The sequence below is a fragment of the Brevibacillus sp. 1238 genome, assembly GCF_029892995.1.
Taxonomy (GTDB): domain Bacteria; phylum Bacillota; class Bacilli; order Brevibacillales; family Brevibacillaceae; genus Brevibacillus; species Brevibacillus parabrevis.
This window is the reverse complement of sequence record NZ_JARXWC010000003.1, coordinates 240,268-265,952: the sequence shown is the minus strand read 5'-3', so window position 1 is coordinate 265,952 and position 25,685 is coordinate 240,268. Positions and strand designations below refer to the sequence as shown.

General features: G+C 54.5%; 26 protein-coding genes. 9 read left to right on the top strand and 17 right to left on the bottom strand.

The window, feature by feature from the left end; translation table 11 throughout:
* Nucleotides 1-4: 4 nt before the first annotated feature.
* Nucleotides 5-175 (bottom strand): hypothetical protein, encoded by a 171-nt coding sequence (locus M2298_RS08875; RefSeq protein WP_167470324.1) that lies wholly within the window; start codon nucleotides 173-175, stop codon nucleotides 5-7.
* 274 nt (nucleotides 176-449) lie between these two features.
* Here M2298_RS08875 and pdaA point away from each other — a divergent pair, with 274 nt between their 5' ends.
* A complete protein-coding gene (pdaA, locus tag M2298_RS08870; RefSeq protein WP_122965115.1) occupies nucleotides 450-1,256 on the top strand; it encodes a delta-lactam-biosynthetic de-N-acetylase in 807 nt (268 codons plus the stop codon).
* A gap of 128 nt (nucleotides 1,257-1,384) precedes the next feature.
* Here pdaA and aspA read toward each other — a convergent pair whose 3' ends face one another.
* The gene (gene aspA, locus M2298_RS08865; RefSeq protein ID WP_217365361.1) at nucleotides 1,385-2,809 is read right to left on the bottom strand and encodes an aspartate ammonia-lyase; all 1,425 of its coding nucleotides are present in this window, start codon (nucleotides 2,807-2,809) and stop codon (nucleotides 1,385-1,387) included.
* Nucleotides 2,810-2,970: 161 nt separating this feature from the next.
* Between aspA and M2298_RS08860 the strand changes: the two genes are divergently transcribed.
* Both M2298_RS08860 and M2298_RS08855 read left to right on the top strand, forming a co-directional pair.
* Nucleotides 2,971-3,468, top strand: coding sequence for a Gmad2 immunoglobulin-like domain-containing protein (locus M2298_RS08860; protein WP_280648443.1), 498 nt, complete (start codon nucleotides 2,971-2,973; stop codon nucleotides 3,466-3,468).
* Between the two features lie 181 nt (nucleotides 3,469-3,649).
* A complete protein-coding gene (locus tag M2298_RS08855) occupies nucleotides 3,650-4,090 on the top strand; it encodes an isochorismatase family protein (RefSeq protein WP_280648442.1) in 441 nt (146 codons plus the stop codon).
* 199 nt (nucleotides 4,091-4,289) lie between these two features.
* Here M2298_RS08855 and M2298_RS08850 read toward each other — a convergent pair whose 3' ends face one another.
* Nucleotides 4,290-4,415: a hypothetical protein gene (locus M2298_RS08850; RefSeq protein WP_255679085.1), complete on the bottom strand. Its 126-nt coding sequence runs from the start codon at nucleotides 4,413-4,415 to the stop codon at nucleotides 4,290-4,292.
* Between the two features lie 198 nt (nucleotides 4,416-4,613).
* Between M2298_RS08850 and M2298_RS08845 the strand changes: the two genes are divergently transcribed.
* On the top strand, nucleotides 4,614-5,360 hold the full coding sequence (locus M2298_RS08845; protein WP_280648441.1) for a YwaF family protein: 747 nt from the start codon (nucleotides 4,614-4,616) through the stop codon (nucleotides 5,358-5,360).
* 7 nt (nucleotides 5,361-5,367) lie between these two features.
* Here M2298_RS08845 and M2298_RS08840 read toward each other — a convergent pair whose 3' ends face one another.
* On the bottom strand, nucleotides 5,368-6,243 hold the full coding sequence (locus M2298_RS08840) for a LysR family transcriptional regulator (protein ID WP_122965110.1): 876 nt from the start codon (nucleotides 6,241-6,243) through the stop codon (nucleotides 5,368-5,370).
* 147 nt (nucleotides 6,244-6,390) lie between these two features.
* Between M2298_RS08840 and M2298_RS08835 the strand changes: the two genes are divergently transcribed.
* Nucleotides 6,391-7,278, top strand: a complete 888-nt coding sequence (locus tag M2298_RS08835; protein ID WP_173599670.1) for a DMT family transporter — start codon at nucleotides 6,391-6,393, stop codon at nucleotides 7,276-7,278.
* 151 nt (nucleotides 7,279-7,429) lie between these two features.
* Here the strand turns inward: M2298_RS08835 and M2298_RS08830 are convergent, their stop codons facing one another.
* Nucleotides 7,430-9,028 (bottom strand): amidohydrolase, encoded by a 1,599-nt coding sequence (locus tag M2298_RS08830; RefSeq protein ID WP_173599669.1) that lies wholly within the window; start codon nucleotides 9,026-9,028, stop codon nucleotides 7,430-7,432.
* A gap of 215 nt (nucleotides 9,029-9,243) precedes the next feature.
* Between M2298_RS08830 and M2298_RS08825 the strand changes: the two genes are divergently transcribed.
* Nucleotides 9,244-10,560 carry an MFS transporter gene (locus tag M2298_RS08825; protein ID WP_122965107.1) on the top strand — a complete coding sequence of 439 codons (1,317 nt, stop codon included), beginning with the start codon at nucleotides 9,244-9,246 and terminating at the stop codon, nucleotides 10,558-10,560.
* A 202-nt stretch (nucleotides 10,561-10,762) separates the two neighbouring features.
* Entirely contained in the window at nucleotides 10,763-11,209 is a 447-nt protein-coding gene (locus M2298_RS08820) for a NucA/NucB deoxyribonuclease domain-containing protein (RefSeq protein WP_217021429.1), read from the top strand.
* A gap of 51 nt (nucleotides 11,210-11,260) precedes the next feature.
* On the opposite strand, the gene M2298_RS08815 is transcribed toward M2298_RS08820, so the two are convergent.
* The 11 genes from M2298_RS08815 to M2298_RS08765 form a co-directional block, all read right to left on the bottom strand.
* Entirely contained in the window at nucleotides 11,261-12,997 is a 1,737-nt protein-coding gene (locus tag M2298_RS08815) for an ABC transporter ATP-binding protein (RefSeq protein WP_122965105.1), read from the bottom strand.
* Nucleotides 12,966-14,834 (bottom strand): ABC transporter ATP-binding protein, encoded by a 1,869-nt coding sequence (locus M2298_RS08810; RefSeq protein ID WP_280648440.1) that lies wholly within the window; start codon nucleotides 14,832-14,834, stop codon nucleotides 12,966-12,968. The genes M2298_RS08815 and M2298_RS08810 overlap by 32 nt, the downstream gene beginning before the upstream one ends.
* Before the next feature lie 41 nt (nucleotides 14,835-14,875).
* Nucleotides 14,876-15,685: an energy-coupling factor transporter transmembrane component T family protein gene (locus M2298_RS08805; protein WP_122965103.1), complete on the bottom strand. Its 810-nt coding sequence runs from the start codon at nucleotides 15,683-15,685 to the stop codon at nucleotides 14,876-14,878.
* 3 nt (nucleotides 15,686-15,688) lie between these two features.
* Entirely contained in the window at nucleotides 15,689-17,491 is a 1,803-nt protein-coding gene (locus M2298_RS08800; protein ID WP_280648439.1) for an ABC transporter ATP-binding protein, read from the bottom strand.
* A gap of 3 nt (nucleotides 17,492-17,494) precedes the next feature.
* Nucleotides 17,495-18,094: an ECF transporter S component gene (locus tag M2298_RS08795; protein ID WP_122965101.1), complete on the bottom strand. Its 600-nt coding sequence runs from the start codon at nucleotides 18,092-18,094 to the stop codon at nucleotides 17,495-17,497.
* A gap of 244 nt (nucleotides 18,095-18,338) precedes the next feature.
* The gene (locus M2298_RS08790; RefSeq protein WP_167470323.1) at nucleotides 18,339-19,310 is read right to left on the bottom strand and encodes a helix-turn-helix transcriptional regulator; all 972 of its coding nucleotides are present in this window, start codon (nucleotides 19,308-19,310) and stop codon (nucleotides 18,339-18,341) included.
* A 172-nt stretch (nucleotides 19,311-19,482) separates the two neighbouring features.
* Nucleotides 19,483-19,764, bottom strand: coding sequence for a hypothetical protein (locus M2298_RS08785; protein ID WP_063229853.1), 282 nt, complete (start codon nucleotides 19,762-19,764; stop codon nucleotides 19,483-19,485).
* A gap of 272 nt (nucleotides 19,765-20,036) precedes the next feature.
* Nucleotides 20,037-20,387 carry a YolD-like family protein gene (locus M2298_RS08780; RefSeq protein WP_122965098.1) on the bottom strand — a complete coding sequence of 117 codons (351 nt, stop codon included), beginning with the start codon at nucleotides 20,385-20,387 and terminating at the stop codon, nucleotides 20,037-20,039.
* Nucleotides 20,384-20,770: a YhjD family protein gene (locus M2298_RS08775; protein ID WP_122965097.1), complete on the bottom strand. Its 387-nt coding sequence runs from the start codon at nucleotides 20,768-20,770 to the stop codon at nucleotides 20,384-20,386. Before M2298_RS08775 ends, M2298_RS08780 begins: the two co-directional genes overlap by 4 nt.
* Nucleotides 20,767-22,008 carry a DNA polymerase IV gene (locus M2298_RS08770; protein WP_122965096.1) on the bottom strand — a complete coding sequence of 414 codons (1,242 nt, stop codon included), beginning with the start codon at nucleotides 22,006-22,008 and terminating at the stop codon, nucleotides 20,767-20,769. The genes M2298_RS08775 and M2298_RS08770 overlap by 4 nt, the downstream gene beginning before the upstream one ends.
* 162 nt (nucleotides 22,009-22,170) lie before the next feature.
* A complete protein-coding gene (locus tag M2298_RS08765; RefSeq protein ID WP_280648438.1) occupies nucleotides 22,171-23,049 on the bottom strand; it encodes an AraC family transcriptional regulator in 879 nt (292 codons plus the stop codon).
* A gap of 135 nt (nucleotides 23,050-23,184) precedes the next feature.
* Here M2298_RS08765 and M2298_RS08760 point away from each other — a divergent pair, with 135 nt between their 5' ends.
* Together M2298_RS08760 and M2298_RS08755 are read left to right on the top strand one after the other, a co-directional pair.
* Nucleotides 23,185-23,556, top strand: a complete 372-nt coding sequence (locus tag M2298_RS08760) for a VOC family protein (protein WP_370641080.1) — start codon at nucleotides 23,185-23,187, stop codon at nucleotides 23,554-23,556.
* 21 nt (nucleotides 23,557-23,577) lie between these two features.
* Nucleotides 23,578-24,063: a GNAT family N-acetyltransferase gene (locus M2298_RS08755; RefSeq protein ID WP_173598044.1), complete on the top strand. Its 486-nt coding sequence runs from the start codon at nucleotides 23,578-23,580 to the stop codon at nucleotides 24,061-24,063.
* A 10-nt stretch (nucleotides 24,064-24,073) separates the two neighbouring features.
* Here the strand turns inward: M2298_RS08755 and M2298_RS08750 are convergent, their stop codons facing one another.
* Entirely contained in the window at nucleotides 24,074-25,633 is a 1,560-nt protein-coding gene (locus M2298_RS08750; protein ID WP_229049702.1) for a hypothetical protein, read from the bottom strand.
* Between the last annotated feature and the right edge of the window lie 52 nt (nucleotides 25,634-25,685).

The following is a 25,685-nucleotide window of genomic DNA, read 5'->3' as shown; positions in this document are numbered from 1 at the left end:
ATGATTAATCTTCGTCCTCGTCATCTTCGTCGTCGTTGTCTTCCAAGACCGGATCTTGATTCCGCGAGAAGATCCATTTTTTCTTCGTGCCATCTTCGTATTCCACTTTTACTTCGATTTCTTCAATGTCCTCGTCCTCACCAACGGCGTCACGCAAATACCGCAACCAATCCATGACTACACCTCCTGGTACCGGATGATTTCATACAGCCTCGTCAGCGGCTTTCCCGTCGACATTGATACTATATGACGGCTGCCGCTTGCATGTATGGTTGATTGTCCCTTTTGTGCGCGTAGATTTTTACACATCTTGCCACCTCGCTCTGGCTGATCGATGTCGCCATGCGCTTCGCAGCTGTTACATATTTGCAGGTGGACTGGACAAACTTTGGATGGAAACGTCTGCGAGACCGTCATGACGATATGGACAAAGAAGGGAGTATCGCATCATGAAAGCACACTGCACAAGGCTCCTCAGAACGGGTGTCATTCTCATGCTTGCGTTGGCGTTCACCTTGCCGCTTTCCGCGGCGGTCGCCTATCAGGATCACCCGTACCATTTCGGCTTCAAAAAGAGCAAAAATGGACAGCTTCCTTCTATTAACGAGGAAGGCTTTAAAGGAATCGTGGATCGGCACGGCGCGGTTTTTTTGGGCGACACCAGCAAAAAAGAGCTGTACTTGACGTTTGACAACGGATATGAAAACGGCTTTACCCCGGCCATTCTTGACACGCTTCAGGCGAAAAAGGTCCCTGCGATCTTTTTCGTGACCGGACATTACGTGAAGGAGCAGCCTGAGCTGTTGAAACGGATGACAAAGGAAGGGCACCTGATTGGCAATCACTCCTGGAGTCACCCTGACATGACCACCGTACCGAACGAAAAGATCAAGGAAGAGCTGAATCGGGTCAAAGAAGCCGTCAGCCAAGTGACCGGACAGGCGACCATGCGCTATCTCCGCCCCCCGCGGGGAATTTTTAGCGACCGGACTCTCGCGGTCAGCAAAGAACTCGGCTACACCAACGTCTTTTGGTCAGTTGCCTACAAGGACTGGGATACAAAAGTACAGCGCGGTTCCCGCTTCGCCTTCGACAGCGTAATGGGACAGCTGCATCCGGGAGCGGTGATTCTTTTGCACTCCGTCTCCAAGGACAATGCCGACGCGCTCGGCTCGATCATTGATGAAGCTCGCAAGCGCGGCTACGAGTTCAAAAGTCTCGACCAACTGCCGCAACATCAGCAAAGCTCCCCATAAAAAGCTTTGGACGAGATCAACAGGCTGCACCGCTCGCATGCGCGATAGCCTGTTGCTTCTGTCGGCAACAAAAAACTCCCGCTGCCTCGTTTTGCACAAGGGCGGGAGTTTTCTTGCGTTTGCTGCTTCTACTGGCGATCCAACAGGGAAGCGCCGGCGATGCCCGGGTGGGTCATCTCGAACGGGTCCAAAATGAGATCGAGTTCTTCTTCTGTCAGGACGTTGTACTGCAAGCACAGCTCGCGCACCGATTTTCCGGTGAGGATCGCCTCGCGCGCGATGCGGGCAGCCGTTTCATAGCCCAAATGCGGGTTGACCGCCGTGATGACGCCTACGCTTTTTTCCACGTATTCTTTCATGCGCTCGCGGTTTGCTTCGATGCCTTCCAGGCAGTAGCGGGTGAACGCGCGGAACGCGTTGTCCATGATGCTGATCGATTGCAGCAGGTTGAAGACAAGCACTGGCTCCATCACGTTCAGTTCCAGTTGGCCCGCTTCGGAAGCCAAGCAGATGGTGTGGTCGTTTCCGATTACTTGGAAGGCTACTTGATTGAGCACCTCGGCCATAACCGGATTGACTTTGCCTGGCATGATAGAAGATCCTGGCTGACGTGCTGGCAGCGAGATTTCGCCCAGTCCGGCACGCGGTCCGGATGCCATCAGACGCAAGTCGTTGGCGATTTTTGACATGTTCATCATGCAAACTTTCAATGCAGCAGACACTTCTGTGTACGCGTCTGTGTTTTGCGTCGCATCTACCAGGTGCTCCGCCCCTACGAGCGGGAAGCCGCTGATGGTTGCCAAATGCTCGACAACGGTTGTAATGTAGCGCGGATCGGCATTCAAGCCTGTCCCTACAGCGGTCGCGCCCATGTTCACTTCGTACAAATGCTGGCGAGATTGCTTGATCCGCTTGATGTCGCGTTCCAGCACGCGGCGATACGCTTCAAATTCCTGGCCGAGACGGATCGGAACCGCGTCTTGCAAGTGCGTGCGCCCCATTTTGATGACGTCGTCAAACTCTTTTGCTTTCTGGCCAAATGCATCGTGCATGGACTCCATCGTTACGAGCAGTTTTTCCAGCAAGTCGAGCGTCGCGATATGAATCGCAGTCGGGAATGCGTCGTTGGTCGACTGCGACATGTTGACATGTGTATTTGGACTGAGATGGAAGTAATCTCCTTTTTTCTCTCCGATAAGCTCAAGACCGCGGTTGGCGATCACTTCATTGGCGTTCATGTTAATAGATGTTCCCGCACCACCCTGGATCGGGTCCACGATAAATTGATCGTGCCATTTCCCTTCAATGATCTCCTGCGCGGCAGTCACAATCGCATTGCCCAGTCGCGGATTCAGACGGGAAACCTCCATATTCGCAAGGGCTGCTGCTTTTTTTACCATAGCCATTGCGATGATCAGGGAAGAATGAAGACGGTATCCGGTAATCGGGAAGTTCTCTGTTGCCCGCATGGTTTGGACACCATAATAGGCATCTACAGGAATTTCTTTTTCACCAAGAAAGTCTTTTTCCGTGCGAAATGTTTGTTGTACCATTCTTATCAGACCAGCTTTCTAGGAATAGTGGTTAATGCTACCTCCCCATTCTAGCACAGAATCGGAGTGGTATGACCAGTAGTTTGAAACACAATTTGGCTTTTTTACGTCATACTAAGAGCAAGACTCGCCATATCTCTACAGAATCGAGGGGTACGTTTATGAAAAAACTTCTTTTTGTCTTGTTGACCGTCGGCCTGTTGCAAGGCTGCACCAGCTCTCCCCCTGCCCCGGAAGCTCCGCCTGCAACCACGCAGCCCGAGACTCCGGCACAGCCTGAGACGCCTGCTCCCTCTAACCCGCAAACTCCGGCTGAAAAACCGCCTGCCGAGCAGCCTGAAACAAAAGAAACGGTATATGCCAATGATATTTTTCGCAATGTCACCGTGAAAAAAACGGGGGAAGACACGTTTGAAGTCAAAGGGCAGGCGCAAGTGTTTGAAGCAGTCGTCAATTACGTCGTGGAGGATGGGCACAATGAGTTGACCCAAGGCTTTTTCCAAACCTCCTCCGGCGCTCCCGAATGGGGCGACTTCACCCAGACGGTCAAGGTGAAAAAAGCCGAGCCGAACAGCACGCTCATGCTCATCCTGTTCGAAGCGAGCGCCAAGGACGGCAGCCGCCGGAGTGAACTGATCATTCCTCTGCCGGAAAAGTAGTTCGCTCGGCGTGATTTCGTTCTCCCCTTGTCCTGCCATCTGGATTATAATGGGAGAGATTCATGATATGTGGGGAGGATGACTGTCGGATGAAAAAGACTGCCTTGCTCGTTGTCGATGTGCAAAACCTGCTCGTGGAATACTGTCACCAAGGCGAGGAAATCGTTGAACGGATCAAACATTGATCGCCGAGGCGCGAACTCGCGAGCTTCCTGTTCTCTACGTGCAACATAATACCGGAGAAACGGATGAACTGGCTCTCGGATCGCCAGGGTGGGAAATTCCCACTTCCATCAAGCCGGAAGAAACCGATCCGGTGTTTCATAAAATGGCGCCCGACTCGTTTTATGAAACAGGCTTGCATGAAAAGTTGCAGTCACTCGCCATTGAAAAGTTGATCATTGCCGGGTTCCAGACGAACTATTGTATCGATACAACGAGCAGAAGTGCCATCTCTCACGACTATGACGTGATTCTCGTCGGAGATTGCCACTCTACCACTGACACTTCCGTCCTCAAGGCATCAGACATCGTCGCCCACCACAACAATACATTGAGTGGCTTTGGCAGCCCTAAACATGCCATCACAGTCAAACAATCAGCCTCGCTTTGGGAAGCCTAGTTTGCTTGCACGCCCACGCCAAAAACCATTGGACGCCATGCGCCAATGGTTTTTTCCATATTTTCCAATTCGCTCGAATGTGTGGTATCCTTTTTTATGAAGTTTCCCCCGAAATTCAAAAACCCCCCCGCTTGGAGAGGGCCTTGACTGTCAGACATCTATTTATTCGTGTGGCAACATGCTGACTTGCGTCGTGCTGCTACTTTTGCTCGCTTTGTTCTTCTTTGTAGCACTCCATGCAGAGGGCACCATTGTTCTCGATTTCGTACTCTGTCAAGCGAGCCTGGCAGGATTTGCATTGTTTTTCTGTGAGCACCAAGTTCAAGACTATATCTCCTCTCAATGATGTACGTTAGTCTATTTAGATTATAACCGAAGATTGATATGGAATAAGCAGCTTTGTGTTAAAATTTCGTGAATTCTTTCAATTACAAAGGGAAAAGCTTGCACTCGCCTTGCAACTGGCTTGCCCAGCTTTTCCTTTTACATAAACAGATAAACAGACACCGCCTGGGAGGCTTTCATGAACTCGCCTTACTTTTCGCTCTTCATCTCCGGTGCGCCTTTTCAACTCTTTTCGCTGTCGCACCTCATCGCCTTGCTTGCCACTTTTGGCACAGCGCTCCTGCTTTACTTTCTTCGTCACCGCCTGCAAGCACCTGCTGCCAAGCGGACGATCCGCTTTTCGCTGGCTGGGCTGCTGCTGCTGACGGAAGTGGGCTTTCAGCTCTGGCATGTCTATACGGGAAGCTGGTCGGCTGCCTACACTTTACCGTTGCAATTGTGCAGCGTCACTTTGTTGCTTGCGATCGTCATGCTGCTTTCGAGAAGCTACAGCTTGTTTGAAGTCACATTTTTTGCGGGCATTGGCGGTGCAGCGCAGGCATTGATTACGCCAGAACTGTTTTACCCGTTCCCGCACTTCCGCTTTTGGCATTTTTTTCTCGCTCACGCAGGGATCGTTCTCGCCTGCCTGTACATGACGTGGGTCGAAGGCTATCGCCCGACTTACCGCTCCGTCTGGAAGACGATGGGCTTGCTGAACGGGCTGTTGGTCGCGGCACTCGCCGTGAACAGCTGGACAGGGGGCAATTACTTGTTTGTCTCGCACAAACCTGAAAATCCCAGCCTGATCGACTTCCTTGGCCCGTATCCGTGGTACATTCTCTCGCTTGAAGGAGTTGCCTTCGCGATTTTTTCGCTCATGTACTTGCCGTTTCTGCGAAAAAAACAAGCGGCGGTGCCCGCCACGCGCGATTTGCCGTCGTAATGCCAACTTATCCTTGTTCGCGCACCCACTCGGTTACGACCTGCAAAAAGCGCTTCGCTGCGGGCGACTGCTTCTCAAACGATGTCGCTGCCACGCCGAGAGAACGATAATGCTCCCCTTCCAGCGGAATCATGCGGATGTTGGGCGGGAGGCGAAACAGGATCATCTCCGGGAGAATGCTGATTCCCAGGCCGTTTTGCACCATGGCGATAATGGCGTGGTCGTCGCCCACTTCGTACTTCACGCGCGGCTGTAGCTTATACATGGCGAGCAGCCTCTGAATATCGTTGTCGCAGCCTGCTTTTGGCATGATAAACGTTTCTTCCGCCAGACGGCTGACGTGCACCCGCTCTTCCTCGTAGAGCGGGTGCTCCTTCGTTACGAGCAAGTACAGCTGGTCCTTTTTCAACGGGATGGATTCCAATTCCTCAGTCGTCGGCAACGAGACGAAGCCCATGTCGACCTCCCCCGCCTGAATCCAGCTTTCGATCCCGTCGTAATAGCCTTCCAGCAGCTTGACTTCGATGGCGGGATACTGGTCCTGAAACCGTTTCAAAATGCCCGGCAGCCATTGGGTGGACACGCTAGTGAACGTCCCGATTCTGACTGTCCCCACTTCCATGCCGTTGATCGCATGAACTTCTTGCTTCATCCGCTCTTGGGCGCGCAGCATCTCGCGCATATAAGGGAGCAGCCGCTCGCCGTTGCTCGTCAGACTGATGCCGGAACGACCTCGCGTCAAAATGGAAAACCCAAATTCCCGCTCCAGACTTGCCAGGGCGTGACTGATCGCGGATTGCGTCAAGCCGAGAATTTCGCCCGCCCTGGTCAAACTCCCCGATTCGATCACGGTGACAAACACTTCGTACTTGCTCAGGCTCATCTTGCTCTCCCACCTTTTGCATTAAAACTTTTCATGAAAAGCATGATAAACATTCATTTTTCTTATTCAAACATTACTCGTATACTGAGTATTGCGCAATACGAATACTTCATGGTCGCGCCTGGTCAACCGGGCAAGGAGGCACAAATGAAACCGCAAGTAAAAGCCGATCTGGCAATGCTGCTGGTTACCCTGTTTTGGGGATCGTCTTATTTGTTTATGCAAATGGGCTTGCAAGATTTGGAGACGTTTAACCTGATCGCCATCCGCTTTGGCATTGCTTTTGTTTTGGCGGCAGCGATTTTTCACAAGCGGTTGCGCAGCACCAGCCGTAAAACATTGCTGCACGCCTCGATTCTCGGCACGCTCCTGTTTGGCGTGTTTGCCACGATTACAAACGGGGTCAAATCGACGACGGCTTCCCAAGCCGGGTTTTTGGTCAGCCTGACGGTCATTTTCGTCCCGCTGCTGTCGATTTTGTTTCGCCACCGCCCGGAAAAGCGCGTGTTTGTCGGGGCGGGACTCGCCATGGTCGGCATCGGTCTAATGACGCTCAACACCGAACTGCGGATCAGCCAAGGCGATCTGCTGTGTATCGCCGGAGCGCTCTGTTACGCCATGCACATTACCGTGACAGGCAGATTTGCCTCCTTTTCGGACACGATTCAACTCGGCATTTATCAGCTTGGCTTCACCGCCTTGCTCGGTTTCGTTTTTTCCTGTTTGTTCGAATCGCCTGTGTTGCCGCATTCGACAGAAGGCTGGGTCGCTGTGCTCGCTCTCAGTATTTTGTGCAGTGCCATCGGCTTTGTCGTCCAGACGGTGGCTCAAAAATATACGACTGCGACTCATACCGGACTGATTTTTTCGCTGGAGCCTGTATTCGCTGCCCTGTTTGCCTTTTTGTTCGCTGGCGAGATTTTGACCACGCGCGGGTATATTGGCGCAGCACTTGTACTTGCCAGCGTGCTGATTGCGGAAATCGATCTGGGCAAATGGCTGCGCAGCAAGCGGCAAACCCGTTTGTCAGCCTGACGAGGTTGTTCGTTGTTCGCGAATTTGCCCATACAAAAACCGGCTCCTTGTGTGCCCTGCCCCCAAGTGTTGTTACGTACAACCGGGAGGTGCAGCGCATTTTCGAAGAGCCGGTTTTTCGTTGATGCTTCCTGAGCATCTGAGCTTTTCGTTAGCTGCTATAGCAAACTTTTCCGCCAATGACCGTCATGACGGCTTTCGTCGTGAGCAATTCATCCGGATCGATCGTGAACAAGTCCTTGGAATAAACCGTCATATCCGCATATTTTCCGCGAGACAGCGTTCCTTTTACTTGCTCCTCGTTTGTCACCTGCGCGCCTCCCAGTGTAAACAAATGGAGCGCTTCTTCCATCGTCAATTTTTCCTCCGGGAGGTAGCCGCCGTGTGTTTCGCCCGGAGCCTTGCGCGTCACGGCCGCGTGAATGCCCAGCAACGGATCGATCGGTTCCACTGGCGTATCTGATCCTGCCGCGCAAATAATTCCCTTGTTCATCATCGTCTTCCAAATGTACGAGTCCTGGATGCGCTCTTCTCCCACACGGTCGATCACCCACGGGAAGTCGCCTGCGAGGAAGCGCGGCTGAATGTCGGCAATCCGGCTTGGCTGATTCAGTCTCTCCAGCAAATCCGGGCGCAAAATTTGCGTATGGATCAATCTGTCCCGATACGCGACGGTCGGAAACTGATCCAGACTGTCGAGCACCATTTCCAGGGCCTTGTCGCCAATCGTATGCACCGCAATCGGCATGCCGAGCTGACGCGCCTGCCGGACAAGCTCGGTCAGCTCTTCCTGTTCGTGTACCGGGTACCCGCTCGTCGACGGATCGTCTGCGTACGGTGCGGACAAGTAAGCGGTTCTGCGCCCCAAAGCCCCGTCTGCGAAAATTTTCACCGCGCCAATCTGTACGTGGCTGTTTCCATAGCCGGCGGTCATGTTCAGGTCGCGCAGTTCATGCATGTGCGGGTAGTAAACGAGCAGATGGGAGCGCAGCGCAAGCTCTTCCCCGTTGATCAGCTCATCGTAGAGACGATACGTCTGCGCCAGTCCGTTCAGTTCGCGCAAGTCTTCTGTATGCGCTCCGGTCAAGCCGTGCTGCATCGCGTAGCGGATGGAGCTGCGCAAGCTTTTTTTCAATGTATCGTAATCAGGGCGCGGAATATGTTTGGTGATCAGATTGGAAGCCGTTTCGAGGAGCATCCCTGTCGGCTTTCCGGTGAGCGAATCGCGCACGATCACTCCGCCAGCGGGCACCTCGATGTCAGGATGATATCCGGCAAGCTCCAGCGCTTTTGTATTGACCAGATTCGCATGTCCGCAAATGCGCGGCAAAAAGATCGGGCAATGCGGCGCAGCGGCATCAAGCTCCTCGATGCTCGGGATTCCTCCGCCGTCGACAAACAGATTCTCGTCCCAGCCAAAGCCTTGTATCCATTCATTCGCTTTTGTCTCATTCGCCTTTTGCCGGATGAGGTACAGCATTTCATCCTTCGATTTCGCCTCGCGCAAGTCGAGCTGCAAAAAGGTCAGCCCCAGCCAGCCCAAGTGCAGATGACTGTCGATCAGCCCCGGTGTTGCCGTGCAGCCTTGCAAATCGATCACTTGCGCATCGCTGCGTCCGTATTGCAGCAGCATATCCGCATCGCTGCCCAAATCGTGGACGATCCCGTCACGAACAACGAGAGCCTCCACAAACAAATGCCGCGAATCCCCTGTATAGATGCGTCCGTTTTTGAAAATGGTCGTCGCCATGTATGCTCCTCCTCGTGGATGTACGATCCGTATTCTTGCTCGCCTTCCCCTCTCCTTATTTGTTTGCCGCTCACCTTTTTCCTTCCTATTCTGAAAAAAACTTCGCCGATGACGGAAACGCAAGGAAAAAAACGGTACTTTCGCCGATTCCTGTTGAAAGCCCGCCAGGAAGGGTACGTTATGTTCAACTCTTATTTTTGAAGCGGGGTGATCGTATGCAGCAAAAAACGAAGAACCGCCTTCCTGCCTTTTTTCCGGCGATGAACAGCACCTCTTCAAAAGCGCCTGGCTCCGCTGCTCCTAAATCTCCCAAGCCCGGCGAACTGGACAACCAGGCTCGGCTTTTGCTGTTGGTGAATGGATTGTTCATCGCTGCCGGCGCTCTCTCCGGTACGTTCGTGAACGTTTATTTGTGGAAGGTGAAAAGTCAGTTTGCGCCCATCGCCTGGTTTACATTTGCTACCCATTTGGCTGGCGCCCTGACCTTTTGGCTCGCTGGCGCGTACGTCAAGCAGTTCAACAAAATGAACATCCTGCGCGCGGGGATGGCCGGGTCGGCGCTTTTTTACTTGCTTGTGCTCCTCGCTGGCCCGCAGGCTGTGTCGTACGCCGTCTGGCTCGGGCTGGTTCAGGGGATGGCGGTCGGCTTTTTTTGGCTTGCGTTCAACGTCGTTTACTTTGAAATTACCGGGCCAGACAACCGCGACCGCTTCAATGGCTGGGCAGGACTGTTGGCTTCCGTAGGCGGCATGCTCGCTCCCTGGCTGTCAGGCTGGCTGATCTCCCGTCTCCCCGGAAACAATGGCTACAGACTGATCTTCGCCCTCTCGCTCGCTCTGTTCGTCGTCGGCGGCATCATCAGCTTTTTTCTGAAAAAGCGCCAGTCGGAAGGAACGTACTCCTGGGGCTTTTCCTTCCGCTGTCTGCGCGAGGAACCTAAGTGGCGTCTCGCTGCCGCCGCTCTCGCCGCACAAGGCATGCGCGAAGGCGTGTTCGGCTTCATCATCGGGCTGTTTGTCTACATCGCCACGAAAAGCGAAATGACGCTGGGGAATTTCTGGCTGATTACCTCGGCCGTCGGGCTGCTCAGCTACTATGTGGCGGCCAAATGGTACGCCCCGCGCTACCGCAAATGGGGCATGCTCACTGGCGCGGTCATGATGTCCGGCATCTTGCTCCTGTTTTTCTGGCAGGTCAGCTATACGACACTGCTCGCTTTCGGGATCGTCGTCTCGCTCGCCTATCCGCTTTTTTCGATGCCGATGATCTCGACTGTTTTTGATTTGATCGGCACGAATGAACAGAGCGCGAAAAACCGGGTGGAGTACGTCGTCCTGCGCGAATTTGCCCTGGATGTCGGTCGGCTGGTCGGCATTTCGCTGTTCCTGCTCGTCACCGCGATCAGCGTCTCGGCCTCGACGTTAAACTGGCTGGTGTTCGCGATTGGAACCGGGCCTGTGCTCGCCTGGCTGTGCATGAAAAGCCTGTTTCCCGGGCCGGGCACAGACGATGCCAAACAAAGCCGAACTTAGCAGGCCAGGTCGGGGGCAGCCGGACAGCAGAGACGCATGCGGCGGGATTGTTTCGCAAAAGTTTTTTCTTAGCACGCTTGTCCTAGATTGGTATAATGAACCAAAGGGCAGTTGATCTCCGCGGTTATCGCCCGTGGATGAACTGCCCTTTTCCCATGCGGCGAACCAGCGATTGTCGCAAAAACGGACCAAGGAGAGCAACGTGCGAATCAAACGAATTTTATTCACCCTCGCTTTTTTGATCGGGATCGGATTGTTCAGTCTGTTAACCGAGCAACAGAACAGCCAGACCACAAACACGTCTGTGCAAGCCGATGTCGTTCTGACCTTTCCCCGCGAGCGCTATCCCGAGACGGCAGAGCACATTCGCTCCGCCATCGAAAAAGGCCAGTCTGCTGTCTGCACCATCGACCGCAAATCGGCGGACAAGCACCGCGAAGATTCCTTGCGCGGCATCCCGACCAAACGCGGCTACGATCGCGACGAATGGCCGATGGCAATGTGCAAGGAAGGCGGCAAAGGAGCAGATATCGCTTATATTTCCCCTTCCGACAACCGCGGGGCAGGTTCGTGGATCGCCAACCAGCTCGAAAAGTACCCGGATGGCACGCGCGTGCAAATCGTCATCGGCGATCAGCCTGCCCGCTAGAAAAAACCCCGCTTGGCGCATCGGCCAGACGGGGTTTTTCGTCACAACGCGTTACGAGGAAATGTGCCAGCCGCTTGTTTGCTGCTGCAATCCCCACAGCTTCGCATACAGTCCGTGGCGGGCAATCAGCTCGTCGTGCTTGCCTGCTTCCACGACACGGCCTTGATCCAGCACATAAATCTGGTCAGCGTGGCGGATCGTTTTCAAGCGATGGGCAATTGCGATGACCGTCCGGCCTTGAATCAGCCTGTCGATCGCTTGCTGAATGTGCGCTTCGTTTTCCGGATCGAGGGAAGCGGTCGCCTCATCCAAAAGGACGATCGGCGCATTTTTCAGCATGGCCCGGGCGATGGATATGCGCTGCTTCTCCCCGCCGGACAACGTGCTTCCTCCCTCTCCCACCATCGTCTCGTAGCCGTTTGGCAGCTGCATGATAAACTCGTGGCAGCACGCCTGTCTGGCTGCCGTTTCGATTTCTTTTTGTGTCGCGTCTCTTTTGCCGAAGCGAATGTTGTTGGCGATCGTGTCCTGAAACAGATACACATCTTGAAAGACCATCGAGATGCGGGACAACAACGCTTCCGGGTCCATTTTTGCAAGCGGCTGTTGTCCGAGCAGCACTTGCCCGCTGGTCGGGTCGTAAAATCTGGCAATCAGGCGGAGCACGGTGCTTTTTCCGCTGCCGGACGGCCCGACCAAAGCGGTGAACGATCCTGTCGGCATGTGCATGCTGACGTTGTCGAGCGCCAGCTTTTCGTTGTATCCGAATGATACGTGATCGAGCGTCACATCGTTTTCGTCCGGCGGATGCAGCTCGCCCGGCATCGTCGGTTCAGCCAGCAAATCGACGATCCGCTCGCCGGCCTGCTCGTGATAACGAAATTCTGCGTAATTGACGAGCGCCGTGGTCAGCGGATCGAAAATTCTTGTTCCTACCAAAAGAAACATGACAAACGTGATCAGATCGAGGTTGCCCCCAGCCAGCAAATACGTGCCAGCGATTACCATGAGCGTCAGACCCGCCCGAATGCAGGCGATGGCCGCCAGCACGATCGGCCCGAGCAAGCCTTCGATGCGGATGCTCTGCCTCATGAACTCGCGAAAAGACTTCTCCAGCCGCACGAAACGCTCGCCTGTCAAATTGTACGCTTTGATGACGCGAATGCCGTTCAAATATTCCTGCAAGCGGTTCGCGGCATCAATTTTGGCCCGCATATGCTGGGCGCCGAGCTTGCGCTGAATGCCAGACGTGAGCAAAACGAGCATGATCGCGACAGGAAATGCGGCAAACAAGGCGAGCGCCATCCGCCAATCGATGAAAGACAGCCCGACGATGGCAATGACCGGCATGATCAGCGCCCCGATCATTTGCGGGACGAGGTGGGATATCCCGTGCTCGACCATCGCAAAATCGCCCATCATCATATTCGCCAAGTCGCCGGGGTCCCGCTTGTTCAAATAACCGAGCGACAGCTTGCGCAAATGCTCCGCAAGTCTGGCCCGCCCTTCTGCTGCCACGCTGTATGCGCCGCCGAACTGCGCCCGGTAGGCGGGCATTTCCGTCAGAAACAGCAGCACCAGAGACGCGATCAGCCATGCGCATATCCACCATAAACGCCCTGTGTTCAGCGGTGCGTCCGGGTGCACAAACGGTTCAAAAATCAAGCGCGCCGCCTCTACCAGCAAGACAAACGGCACAATGCTGGCAAGGTTCGCAATCGTCGTGTAAAAGACAGGCTTTAGCAATGCGCGGGGTTTACCGGCTGTTATATTGCTTAACGTGCTCATCGGCAGCCAACCTCCCTCTCTCTTTTCCGATCTGCCAGTTTTGCGCATCGGTGTACGCCGACCACATCCGGGCGTACAAGCCGTTTTGCTGTAGCAGCGCCTCGTGTTTTCCCTGCTCGACCAATTTGCCGCCTTGCATGACGAGAATCTGGTCGGCTTCCCGGATCGTGGACAGGCGATGGGCAATGACGATCACGGTCTTGCCTTTCACCAGTTCGGCCAAGGCCAGCTGCATTTCGTATTCATTCTCGGGATCGGCAAAAGCTGTCGCTTCATCGAGGACGAGAATCGGAGCATTTTTCAAAATCGCCCGCGCCACGGCCACGCGCTGCTCCTCTCCCCCTGACAAATAGACCCCGCCTTCGCCGATCAGCGTATCGTAGCCTTGCGGAAGGTTTAGAATAAACTGGTGGCACTGCGCGGCCTTCGCTGCCGCATAGACCGCTTCGGGCGCAGCATCGGGCAATCCTACCGCGATGTTGTTGTACACCGTGTCATAGAACAAAAACGTCTCCTGGAACACAAAGGCCACTGTGTTCATCAAATCGGTGCTGGACAGATCGCGAATGTCCACGTCGCCAATGCGAATGGCGCCTTCCTGCACATCCCAGAAGCGGGGAATGAGATTGGCTACCGTCGACTTGCCTGCTCCCGACGGGCCGACGAGTGCGGTCACCTGCCCGTGCCGCGCCAGGAAAGACACATGCGAAAGGGCTTCTTTTCCTTGCTGTGCCTGTGCGCCCTCTGTGCCTTCTGTTGCGGTTGCGCTCGCATAGGCGAACGAAACGTCGTCAAACGCGACGTCAAAATGCTGCGGCTGTTTGGAAGCGAGCGGCTCGGCAACAGGCTGTTCGGCAAAAATCCGATCCATCCGCTCTACCCCTTCTCCAATGTCGCGCAGCGTCGAAGTCAAAAACATAATTTTGAACATCGGGGCGGACACCCCCGGCGCCATCACGAGGAAAAACAGCAGGACAGACGCGAACGCCACACTGTGCGGATCGCTGCTCAACAGAAAAACCCCCACAGGGAGGATGAAAGCGACGAACGAGCCTAAAATGACCTTGAACGTCAAATATCCGTTTTGAAAATCACGCGTATGCTTGACACAATAATCGCGGTACGAAATCATGTCCGCGTAAAACTGGCGAAAAGAGTGGACGGTTTGCCCAAATACTTTGATCGCGGGCATGCCGCGTACGTACTGCACGGCGGAACCGTTCATCCGCTCCAGCGAGTCGTAATATTTTTTGATGTTCTCTTTTGTCCGCGTCCCTTGAAACGACAGCACCTGCACCAAAAGAGCCAGCACGATCGGCACTACGCAGGCGAGCGCCAGCCACACGTTCAAGTAAAACATGACGCCGACCATGACGACAATCGTCACGACCACCTGAACCAGATCGGGCAATTGGTGGGCGATGAACGTCTCGACTTTTTCCACGTTTTGCTCCAGCGTTTTCTTGACTGCCCCCGTCGACGTGCCACTCAGCCAGCCAAGCGGCAAACGGCCGATATGGGAAGCCAGCTTCACACGCAAGCCGTACAAAATCCGAAAAGCGGCAATGTGCGATACCATCCCTCCCGCGTACATCAGAATGAGGCTTCCCACCAGTCCGAACAGGGCAATCACGCCCCAGCGAATCATGTACGCCCCGTCTGCATCGGCCACAGACGAGGCATGCAGCAGCAGCTCCTGCAAAATAAAATAGACAGATGCGTAAGGCACAAGCATGCAGATGGCGCTCAACGACGACAAAATGGCCGAAACGATCAGCAAGCTCCGCTTCTCATCCGCAATCTCCAGCAGTCGAAGCACGCCTTTTTTCTCGCTCATTCCTCTTCCCTCCCTTTCCATGCTTTCTAGACCACCAAGCGTTAGGCAAACATTTTGAGAAACGAGATTTCCCCAAGCAGACCAGCAAAAGCCAAGCCTGCAACCAACAGCCCCGACAAAAGCCAGAACAGCAGGACAAACTGCCAGTCTTCCCGCTGGAACACGCTTGCCCGATAGTAAGTGCGCCGCGGATGGACTGCAAACCCGCGCGCATCCATGGACAAAGCCATTCGCTCTGCCTGCCGGATCGCCGTGACCAACAGCGGAAGCGTCGTCCCTCTCACTCTCTCCCCGTAAGACAACCGACTTTTTCTCGCTTTTTCATTCAAACCTCTCACTTGACGCGCCCAGCGAATCGTCCGATGCTGCCGCTGCATATCCGGCACAAACCGCAAAATCGCCAGCACGGCGTATCCGATCCGGTCATTCACTCGCCAATTTTGCACCAGCGCCCGCACGAAATCAGGCGTCTCGGTCGTCAGTGCAAACAACAGCATGACTGCATACAGCGAAAGCAGCCGAAGTCCCGTAGTCAATCCGAGCAACACGCCTGCCTGCGAGCCTGGCTGGTTGCCCCCGGCTGCGCTGTCGATCATGAATGGATACGTGAGGAGAAAACCGATCAGAAACGGGAGCAGCACGACGATTTTTTTCATGTAGGAAAACAGCTGGACGCGCCCGAGCCAAACCGTCAGCAAGGCGCTTGCCACGATAAAGGCGACGGGCGTCCACACATTTGTCACCAGCGTTAAAAAAACAGTCACAGGCAGCGTCGCTACCAGCTTGGACAGTGGATTGAGACGATGCAAATACGAAGCGGAAGCTCCCGGGACACACTGATTCTCGCTCATCTTTTACGCCTCCACCCCCGTCCGCTCGCCCAGCAATCGCAGGCAGCCTGCTCGCACATTTTCGTAAGTCGCAATCCCGGCCAAGCTCGGATCGTACACGGACAGCTTTTGCGCCATTTCTGCTGCTGGTGGCAGACGCAAGCTCGCCTGTTTCAAAAGCTCCGGCTGCGAAAACAAACGGTCTGCCGTGCCGTGGAAGACGAGCTTCCCTTTTGCCAGCACAGCTACCCGATCGGCATACTCCGCAAGCAGCCAGAGCGCGTGCGTGATCAAGACAATCGCCACTCCTTCGCGTTGCAGGCTTTGCAGCATCTGCATGATCTCTCTGGCATTTTTTTGATCCTGGCCAAAAGTCGGCTCATCGAGGATCAACACTTTGCGCTCCTCTGTCAGCATCGTCGCAACACTGAGCCGCCGCTTCTCTCCCTGGCTCAACTGGTACGGACTGCGCCCGGCAGCAGAGGCAAGACCAAACCGCTGCAACAGAGACTGGGCCTGCACACGGGCTTGCTCTTCATCCCGTTCCGGCATGCCGACGACAAGCTCCCTTTCTGCTGTCTCCGCCACAAACTGATGCTCGGGGTTTTGAAAAACAAACCCGATGTTTCGCACCAGTTCGGCCATCGATAGCCCTGTCATGTCTTTGCCGGACAAAAAGAGCGCTCCTTTGTGGGCGGGCAACAGCCCCATCAAGTGCAAAGCCAACGTCGTCTTCCCGGCGCCGTTTGCTCCCGCGATGGCCAACAGCTCGCCACTGGAGATGGTCAGCGCTCCCACTGATTTTTGCAGCACGCCCGAAGCGGCGCGGGACAGCATTCCTTCCCTGATCGCAAGCAGCGGGACGCCTGCTTCGTCTTCGGACGATGCGGAGCGTCCAGCGTCTGCCCTTTGCTCAGCGCACGCAGCGGGACGAGCGCCCTCCGACCAGCTTTTCTCTTGGATCAGGCTGCCAAAAGCAAAGCCGTTGCCCAGCCTTTTTCCGATCTGTTCCGCCACTTCATCCGCACAGAGCGCGACGGGCGACAGCCCCAACTCTTTGCTGAGCCGCACCGTCTCCGGCAAAAAGACGCCCTCTTCGCAGAGCCGCTCATAGCTTTCGGAAAAGACGCGTCGCGGTTCCCCTTCGGCGATTACCTCTCCTGTCTTGCCGAGCACAAGCACACGATCGGCCAATCCGATGCATTCGTCCAGATGGTGCTCCACGAGAACGAGCGCCTGCCGCCCGCCTTGCTTCAATCGCTCAATGACGGCGAACACTTCTGCGCGGCCTGCCGGATCGAGCAGCGCTGTCGGTTCATCCAGCACGATCACTTGCGGCTGCATCGCCAGCACAGAGGCAATCGCGAGCCGCTGCTTTTGACCGCCGGACAGGTGCTCCACTGCCTTTTTGCGCTGATCAGAAAGTCCTACTTCTGCCAGCGATTGCGTGATGCGCCGCTCCATCTCTTCGCGGTCCAGACAAAGATTTTCCAGACCGAAAGCGACCTCATCCTCCACCGTAAAAGCAACCAGTTGCGCTTCCGGGTCTTGAAACACCATCCCGACATGCATCGCCAGTTCCCCTACGGTTGCCTCGCTCGTGCTTCGCCCTGCTATCCGCACATCGCCCTCATAGCTCCCCTGGACGGCGTGCGGGATTAATCCGTTCAAGGTGAGGGCGAGCGTGCTTTTGCCCGCCCCGGATGCCCCCATGATGAGCAGCAGCTCGCCTGTTTGTACACGGAATGTCACGTTAGTCAGGACAGGCTGTTCGGCGGCATCGTAGCCGAAACAGACATTCCGCACATCCAAAACACCGTTATCCATCAGCTATCGCCCTGCTTTGTTCGCGAGGCTCACACGATAGTCCGTCAGCAAGCCTGCCTGCATCAGCGAATGGCACAAAGCGCGGGAGAGCCATGCAACCAAGGCGCAACTGACAGCCGTCACCGCGAACAAGCCGACCTGTGATCCAAATGACAGGTTCGCATAGCCTGTCAGCGGGTACTCGCTCAGGACTGCCAGCGCGCCTGTTACGGCGGCGGCTGTCAACATAAACCGTCCGCTGTACGTCCGATAGCGTGCAACGGCATAAGGCAGCTCGCAATACAATCCGTTGATCGCTTGCCCGATCAGCATCATCCAGCCGTAGGAGGTGAACGGAATCATTACCAGACCCGTTACCAGTTCAGCCAGCACGCCTGCTCCCGGTTTGCGGATAAGATAGAGCGCCATAAAGCCCGGCATCATGTAAAAACCGATAAGGACACGGGAATAAATCGGACCCGTAAGCGAAGTGGCCAGCATATACACGTAATTGACCCCGATAATGACGATGGCAAAAACCACTCCCAAAAGCCCGGCCATCAGCAAGTCTTTCGTTCTCCAAGCCCGTTGTACTCGGCCAGCGTTCTCCAAGCCTGCTTTCATTTTTTCACCTCTCCTGTGTTTGCTTCTCTCTTTTGCTGTTCCTTCTTTATCATAGAGTGAGGGGCAGCCTCTTTACCGCCATTTCGCGGAGAGAGACTGCCCCTAGAGGGAGAAAATGCCCGCAACAAAAAAAGACGCTCGCGATTGAACGTCTTTTTTGCGATGAAAAATGTCTCGCCGTTTTTCATGAAATGGGATGTGGCCGCTTGCGGTCAACAAAACGGTTGTGACTGTTTTGTTGCTTTTACGGTTTTTCCAGCCGCTTGCCGTACAAGCTAGGATTCACCCCGTACGTTTTGCGGAACAGCGAAGCAAAGTGGCTGAAGTTGCTGTAGCCTACGAGCAATGCCGCCTCGCTGACGCTGACCCGCTCTCTCTCCAGCAAAAGCTTGGCTTTTTCCAGCCGCTGCTGCCGCACGAAGCCGAACACTGTCGTTCCGAACACTTCCTTGAACCCGATTTTCAGCTTGTAGTCGTTGATCCCGACTTTTCTCGCCAGATGTATCAGGCTTGGCGGATGATCCAGCGTCTTTAGCAGGATGTTTTTCGCTTCATGGATGCTTTTGACGTCATCTGCCTTCAGCGAAATCCGCTGTTCCTTTTCCAGCTCCGCCTCCTGCAGAAACAGCGCCAACAGCTCCATGGCCTTGCCTTCTATAAACAGCTTCTTGATCGTTCCCCGATACGGATTGCTGATCACCTGCTCGATAATGTGCGTCATCCCAGGGGTGATCGTCGTTTCCAGCCTCGCAAACGACTGCTCGGGGCACGCGTTCATCGCTTCCAGCAGCTGGCTCCACAGCTTGTAGTCAAAGCTCAGCTCCAGATGGGAAATTCGCTCATGTTTCGGCATCTGGGCATGGCACGTCAGATCGTTCATGTAAATCAGCTGAGCGCTTCCTGTCTGTGAGCAAAACTCCTGCTGCCCGCCATTCACGGTCCAGTTCGCTCCGCTCTCGATATTGAAAGCCAGCTCCAGATGAGGGTACTTCATTTTCGTCTCCATCGAAAAAGTTTGGTGCAAATACATGTTGCTGTAATCGAGCCTCAGTCCCTCGCGCACCGCCACATGCCGATGGTACCCTTCCCCATAGTGCGGCGGCAGATCGTGCAACCGCTCCATCCCGTCGATTTCCTCTGAGCGGGCCCATTCCAGCTGGTCCGTGATCACTTGATTGTACTCGGTAAACTCGGAAAACTCCGCTTGAATATGCATGTTCCTCATCCTTTTTGCCCCTCTTCTATGTCAAACGATTGGTACGCATTGCCTGCCACATTTTTCTTCATTATATTGATTTTGATTTTCATTATCAATTGATAATCACACAAAAAAACCTTTTCTGCCTCTTGTTTCCAAGGCTGAAAAGGTTTTGTCCGTTCGATTGCGCTTAGGCAGTGGTTGCTTTTTCTTTTGGTTTCGTCACGATGTGGTGACCGAGCGGCAGACCGCGTTGCTCCAGCTCTTCTGCTGTCACAATGTGGAGCGTCTCGCTCTTGCAGGGCATGGGCATCAATCCGCCCAAAGGGCTCATTACTCGTCCGATCGTGTCCGTCTCGATGAGCACGTACAAGCCTTTTTCCTCCAATTGCTGAATAAATTCCCCCCAACGCTTGGAAGTAATTTGATCGGCGTGCTTGGTGAACATGACACCCATTTCTTGTGCTAGCATGTAAAATCTCCTTTGTTCTATCCAGCAGTTATCTGCTTCAAATGATATCCTAACAATACAGGGAAACATCCTGTTCTGGCAAAAAGCGTTTAAGCCAAAAAAAGACGAAAAACGGTTGTTTTTGACCGCTTTTCGTTTCAGGAATCTCACTGCTTCTTTACACACATCGTTTCAGCGCGGCACGCTGTTTTTTGCCACTTGCTTTGCAAAAAGGGGCCTATTTTTGTCCATTTTCTGAATCCTCGTGCCCCTGTTCTTCCTGCATTTCCCGCTCAAAAACCCGAAGCCAGCTCTACTTGCAGCAAACACGCAAAAGAAAGCCAGTGAAACCCGTCGCCTGTCTTGAGCTTCAATCGCCGGGCCGCCTGATCGATATGTATGACGTGGGCAGACAAGTGCCGCGGCTCGCGTCCGTCAAAGTATGTCAGCTTCAAGAGGTTGTTCGCCTGAAATCCTTGCCAGATCAGCTCGCTCATCGCTCCCAACTGCTCCTGGTCAAGCTCGGGCGGCACGTACTTCTGCTCCTCTTCCTTGGCGCGCAAATACATTTCCCGATGTTCCGGGAGGACAAATCGGCTGGCTACAAACACATTCTCTTTTTTGGATACGCGCTTTTCTCTCATGCTCTCTTCTCTCCTCGCTGCTGATTTCGCATCCACCAATCGATCAGCTCCTGACACTCTGCCTGCAACATTTCAATGGTGTACCGGGCTTCCCGTACATATCCGCGCTGCTGGTAATGCACCATGTACACGTGCCCCTCGCGCCTGGCGCGGACTACTGTGCAGTCGCGCTGCTGCAAAAGGCGGCGCATTTGCTGCTGCTGCCGCTCAGCCCAGCGCGACAGCTCCTGAAAAGCCCCATCGATCATGGCCTGGTAAGAGAGCTTTAACGGCACAAGCTGAAGTCGGCTCCAATCGACCATGACAGCCTGAAACAAAATGCCGAACAAAATGTACTGCCGGACAAGCTCGTACTCTTCTTCTGTTGCCAGCGGAGTCGTCACTTGTAGTGCCCCCCGATCTTGCGCGCGCGTTCTTTCGCCTGACCAGCCTCCGTGACAGAGGCTGCCCGCAAAATCGCATCCGGGCCAAACCGCGTCCGAATCTCGTCGATCGTCCGGGCGAGCGAACGGCGTTTGTGGTTGTCTGTGAACAAATTCAGCTGCACGGCATGATCGGAAATCAGCTGCTCCAGGTTGACCCCGATACTGCGCACAGGCGTCTGCTGCCAGTGGCGATCAAACAACCGGCAGGCTGCCTCGTACAGCTCCATGGCATCATTCGTCGCTTCTGCCAGCTTCATCTGTCGGCCAAAGCCTTCTCCTGCCGACAAGTTCGCCCCGCGGCAGCCAACCGACACGACGGAACCCATCAGCTCCTTTTTGCGGGCTCGCCTGCATACTTCTTCGCACAACTCCAGCAGCACGACCTTGATGTCTTTGGCCGTATGATAATCGCGCGGCAGCGTCATATGATGGCCGATCCCTTTTTGCGTGCCGTACACATCGAGGGAGACAGGCGAATCGTCGAGGCCATGCGCCGTACGCCACAGCACTTCGCCGTTCACTCCCCAGTGGCGGGTAAGCACATCTGGCGAGAGCTTCGCGAGCTGACCGATCTGGTAAATGCCCATCCGGTGAAAATGCCGCTTCATCCGCGAGCCTACGCCGAACATTTTCTCTACCGGAAGCTTCCAGAGCGTTTCTTCCAGCTCCTCGCGTTTCAGCCAAAAAATGCCGTCCTTCCGCTTTTTGGCGAAGTTGTCACAGGCCATTTTCGCGAGTACCTTGTTCTCCCCGATTCCTACCCGGCAGCGGATGCCCGTATCCGCCCAGACCCGTTTTTGAATCTGCGCTGCCAGCTGCAACGGGTCGCCGAACAAGTGAAGGCTCCCGGTCACATCGAGAAACTGCTCATCAACCGAATACGGCTCCACCTTGTCGGTAAACGATTCGAATATCGCGGTAATGTGCATGGAAATCTGGAGGTACATCTCCATGCGCGGACGCACGACTACGAGCTTGCGGCATTTTTGCTGCGCCTGCCACAGTGCTTCTGCCGTAATCACGCCGTACGACTTCGCAATCGGACAGGCTGCCAGCACTACTCCGCTTCGCCGCTGCGGATCTCCTGCGACCACAATCGGCTGATTGCGCAAGGCCGGATTGGCCCCTTTTTCAATACTGGCGTAAAAGCTCTCCATGTCGATCAAGAAGACGCACCGTTTGTTCGCATTGGGCATCACCATCATCCCCTAAACAAGAACTTATGTTCTTATTATAGCAAACGTATGTTCGTTTTTATACCTGACCCGCCGAAAAAAACATTGGTAATTATTTCTGCAAAAGAAACGCACACGCCAGCAGGTGTTTCGGCAAGCGTGTGCGAATCTGATACGAGGATGTTATTTTTTGACAACAGGAATCCAAATCTCGCTGCGAAATGTCGGCGAAGTCGTATCCTTGTCGGCATTCCACAGCAGTTCGGGACCTTCCGCCAGCTCGTAGCCGGAAGAGAGAAACCACTCGGCATAAATGCGGCCCCAGACGTCTTGCAGCGTATCGGGAAAAGGTCCTACGGCTTCAAATACCGCCCAGGTAGAGGCCGCCACTTCGAGCTTCGCGAAGTGCTCTGGACATTCCTTTGTCGTGGCCACGCCGATGTAATGATCCAGCTCTCCGTGCTCGCCCTGATTCAACCGCTTTTCGGAAAAATTCGTGGATGCGCTCAACAATCCTACAGGCTCGGCATTGGACAAAGATTTGAGCTGCTCGATTTTTTCAGCATCCAGCGAGGCCCACATCGCAGCAATCTCGGGATTCACCCCGTTGTACATCAACGGAACCCGTTTCTGCAAGCCGACGATGCGAAATCCCGCTTTCTCTTCTATACGATAGTTCATGACACTGCCTCCTTTGATAGACAGATGGAAGGTCATGCGCGGATAAGCTTTCAGCGACTGGCCGCTGGCTCTCGCTTCGGTGGGCGTTACCCCGTGCATGTGCACGAAGGCCCGGGCAAACGAATCCGGCGAGCTGTACCCGTACTTGATGGCGACATCAATGACTCTCACCCGCTCGTCTTTCAGCTCGAAAGCAGCCAGTGTGATGCGCCTGCGCCGGATGTACTCGGAAAGCGGAATGCCAGCCAGAGAGGAGAACATCCTTTTGAAGTGGTATTCCGAGCAGCAAGCCACGCGTGCGGCCTGCTTGACATCAATCTCGCCAGCCAGATTTTCCTCGATGTAGTCCAGAGCTTCGTTCCATTTTTGCAGCATATCCATCAACATGACCTCCCTCTCCACCAAAGAGTAACAGACATACCGCGAAGCGATCCGACATTTCGTGCCCGATGATGCAGGGTGGCTTCGCTACATGTAGCATCCCGATTCCCATACCGTACCGAAAGGAAGCGAATCATGCCCATGACCACTTCTCCTTCTCCGTTGCACTCCGAGATCGGAGCCATTTTCATCGCCGTCAGCGATATTGAGCGTGCGCGCGACTGGTACTGCCAGCTGTTGGGACTGCCGAAAGACGGCGAGATTTCGTTTGGACACCTCTATTGCATCCCGATGAACAACGGCTCCAACCTGGTGCTGGACAGCAAAATTTTTCCCAAACGCACCCCTGATGATGCTCCGCTCTTTCACTTCAACACGACGGACATCGAAGCCTCCTATCGTTACCTGGAAGAGTTGGGGGTGGAGCTGGTCGGCCCGATCCAGCACGGACACTGGTTCACGTTCAAAGACCCGGATGGCAATCTGCTGATGGCAGCCAAATGCTGACAAAGAAAGGGGAAACCGACTGTGACGATCCGCCTGCGCCTTACCGTGCCAACAGACCTCCCGTTCGTTTGCGATGTGGAGCAAGCACCCGAAAACGCCCCTTTTCTCGTCGTCTGGAGCGAAGAACGGCATCGGGAAGCTCTTGACGATCCCGATGTTTTGCACATGATCGCTGAAAAAGCAGAAACAGGCCACCCCGTAGGCTACGTCATCATCGCCGGGCTGGCCAATCCGCATGATTCAATTGAGCTGAAACGCATTACGATCGCAGTCAAAGGTCAAGGCTACGGCCGCAGCATCTTGCGCCAAATCAAGCAATGGGCTTTTCAGGAACGAAAAGCCCACCGCCTTTGGCTGGACGTCAAGGAAACAAACGACGTCGCCCGCACGCTCTACCTTTCCGAAGGCTTTCGCGTGGAAGGAACGTTGCGCGACTGCCTGAAGACCGGAGATACGTACGAATCTTTGCTTGTCCTGTCCATGCTTGCCGACGAATACGAATCGTGATGATCGCGATTTAAGGAGCAAGCGTTCGGTCCGTCATCACGTACAACCATTTGCCATCCGCGCTTGCTCCCAGGATGGAAAGACCCGCAGGAAGGCCCGACACGAGCACGGACTGTGCTTTTGTATCGGCGTCAAACAAGTACAGCGATTGCTTCAAGTCGGTTTCCTGCGCGGCTTTTTCCCATTCCGTAAACAAAAAACGGTGCGTGCCCGGCAGCCAGAGACCATCGCCGCGCATGTCCATCAGCGGCACGTTGCCTTTGAACAGACCTGCGTTCCAGTACATTTGATACGCGCCATCCGTCGACTGCACATACCCGGACCAGGAATCGGCCGGAACAGGCGGTGTCCATGCGATGACCTTGCCGCTCTTCCACTCATAGCGCAGACGTATTTCCTCAAAGCCTGATTCTTCGCTTCTCATCGCGAACGTGGCGTAGCGGCCATCGTCCTGGAAGGCGACAGGCAAAATCTCCCCGTTGGACTCGCTCGTAGGCACCCATCCCTTGATCGCTCCAGGAATGCGCTTTTCCGTTCCCTTTTCCAGATCAAACACAACGAGATCGAGGTCTTTTTTCTGCTCGGCTTTCCCCACTGCCATCAGCAATTGTTTCTGATCGTAGCTGAAGCTCGCACCATGCACGTACCCTTGTACCTGAACGCGAACGGCGCTGTCGCTTGGCGGAACAGTGATTCCTTTATCCGGCTGTGCATAGAAGAAGCCCCGGCGATCGGCGATGAAATCGCCCGCTCCACGATAGTTGTCCGCAAGCTCCACTGGGTAAAGGGTCCGTTCCTTTGTTTTTGTATCGTAAATCGAATAGAGCATCGGATACCGGGCGTCGCACTCGCAATATTTCGTGAAACGGCTCTGCAGCACGTACCGTTGCTCGCGGTCCAAAAACTTCATATTGGTCATGACGGAAAAGTCAGTCAGCTTCTCGCGCACTTTGCCATCGACAGAGATTCGCCAAATTTGCGAAGGCGCAAGCACAACAGCGTGAAAGGCATTCGCTGCACCAATCACCGTGCCTTTTGTCGATTTGGCTCCCCCGGCACTCAGAACGTATTCCGTCCAATCCCGCTCTTTTCCGGCGGTAGCAGGAAGAGTTACCAGCACTTGCAACTGACGGTTGTTCAACCATTGAAAAGCAAACGTCGGTTCAATGAACCCCAAACCTTCTCTCGCCGCCTCTTCTTTCGCGTGCTTGCGAATCGTCGTCTCCACGCTTCCCCGGTCCATCTCCTCCCGGAAAAAGAGCGTGTACGACTGCGGAGTCGGTCCGACTACCGTGCGCAGCGGCGACTGCAACCGCGTGTCCTCATCTAATTGAATAACCACATCTGCTTTCATGCTTGCATAATCGTAAGGGCGCTCCTTTTGCTTCCAGTCATCCGCTGCCTTCGGTGTCGTGCCCGATGGTGCGGCTTTGCCGGACGAAGCGCCTGTTGCTGGATTTGTGCCCGTTTGTTTTTGTGCCGAAGAGGCTGCGGCCATGCTGCAACCCGTCATGATGATCAAAGAGAAGCCCAACGCGATGCTCATTCCCCGAAGATTTCGCAAAAACACAAAATTCGCCTCTCTCCCCAGTAAATTTTTATCCGTGAAGATAAGACGTTTA